This window comes from Candidatus Protofrankia californiensis (assembly GCF_900634765.1).
GTDB lineage: Bacteria > Actinomycetota > Actinomycetes > Frankiales > Frankiaceae > Protofrankia > Protofrankia californiensis.
In genome coordinates this window covers 5,164-6,625 of the sequence record NZ_CAAAFT010000388.1, presented here as the reverse complement: position 1 = coordinate 6,625, position 1,462 = coordinate 5,164, and the positions used below count along the sequence as shown (strand labels likewise).

Here is a 1,462-nt window from a genome sequence, read left to right as displayed (position 1 = left end):
AGCGGAGGCTTGCCTCCCACCCGATGTCGTTGCCAGCACAACGGCCGGGTCGCCGGTCGGCCGAGCCGTTGTATGACGGCGTGTCGGTCGGGTGTCCGGGTTGACCGGGCGCAGGGCTCCGCAGCGGCAGGTCGTGTCCGCGCGTCGAGTCACGGAGGGGAACCACATCAGCGCAGAGTCCCGCATCAATGACCGGATCAGAGTACCCGAGGTGCGCCTGGTCGGCCCCGAAGGCGAGCAGATCGGCATTGTCGCCATCGCCGAGGCGATGCAGCTTGCCCAGGAAGCCGATCTCGACCTCGTCGAGGTCGCGCCGACGGCTCGTCCGCCGGTCTGCAAGCTCATGGACTACGGGAAGTTCAAGTATGAGTCCGACCAGAAGCGTCGCGAGGCTCGTAAGAACCAGGTCCAGACGGTCATCAAGGAAATGAAACTCCGACCGAAGATCGATCCGCACGACTACGAGACCAAAAAGGGCCACGTGGTGCGGTTTCTGCGGGCCGGCGACAAGGTCAAGATAACGATCATGTTTCGTGGTCGTGAGCAGTCCCGACCTGAACTGGGCATCCGGCTGTTGCAGCGGTTGTCCACGGACGTCGCGGACCTTGGCTATGTCGAAGCCCAGCCCAAGCAGGACGGCCGGAACATGACCATGGTGATGGCTCCGCACAAGGGTTCCCGACCCCAGCGCGTGCCGGAGCCGGCCGCCCGGGCCTGACCGAGAACCACCGACGACTCAATCATTCATAACGCTTATTACAGGACTTTCCAGATGCCCAAGATGAAGACCCACACCGGCGCAGCCAAGCGATTCCGGATCACCGCTTCCGGCAAGGTGATGCGCCGCCGGGCGAACCGTAACCACCTGCTGGAGCACAAGTCCAGCCGGCGCACCAGGCGGCTGTACAACGAAGTGACGCTCAGCCCGGCGGACGAAGGACGTATCAAGCGGCTGCTGGTGCGCTGACCATCGCAGGCCCACTGGCGACCCAGGGGCAGCGACCCAGGGGCATGGGCCTCCGGCAGTACGAAGAGCATGATCGCGCCGCCTGTGGCCCTCCAGCCAGCCGCTCCCACCGGTTGGGAGCCGCGCGACGCGGTGTTGCGTGACGCGGTGTTGACAGCCACGACCGAAAGAGAGTTCTCCACCTCATGGCAAGGGTCAAGCGGGCGGTCAACGCCCAGAAGAAGCGCCGGACGGTCCTGGAGCAGGCCAGCGGGTACCGGGGTCAGCGGTCCCGGCTGTACCGCAAGGCCAAGGAGCAGGTCCTGCACTCGATGACCTACTCCTACCGCGACCGGCGGGCCCGCAAGGGCGACTTCCGCCAGCTGTGGATCACCCGGATCAACGCCGCGGCGCGGCAGAACGGGCTGACCTACAACCGGTTCGTCCAGGGGCTGCGCCTGGCGGGCGTGGAAGTGGATCGCAAGATCCTCTCCGATCTCGCGGTGACGGACCCGG

Annotated in this window: 3 protein-coding genes; all 3 read left to right on the top strand. The window is 65.7% G+C overall.

What is annotated here, in order from left to right; genetic code table 11:
* Positions 1 to 166: 166 nt before the first annotated feature.
* Positions 167 to 718 carry a translation initiation factor IF-3 gene (infC, locus tag DD1DGNOD_RS19880; protein ID WP_206443315.1) on the top strand — a complete coding sequence of 184 codons (552 nt, stop codon included), beginning with the start codon at positions 167 to 169 and terminating at the stop codon, positions 716 to 718.
* A gap of 54 nt (positions 719 to 772) precedes the next feature.
* A complete protein-coding gene (rpmI, locus tag DD1DGNOD_RS19875) occupies positions 773 to 967 on the top strand; it encodes a 50S ribosomal protein L35 (RefSeq protein ID WP_131770802.1) in 195 nt (64 codons plus the stop codon).
* 185 nt (positions 968 to 1,152) lie between these two features.
* Positions 1,153 to 1,462 (top strand): 50S ribosomal protein L20 (gene rplT / locus DD1DGNOD_RS19870; protein ID WP_131770803.1); only part of this gene is annotated, 310 nt, incomplete at its 3' end.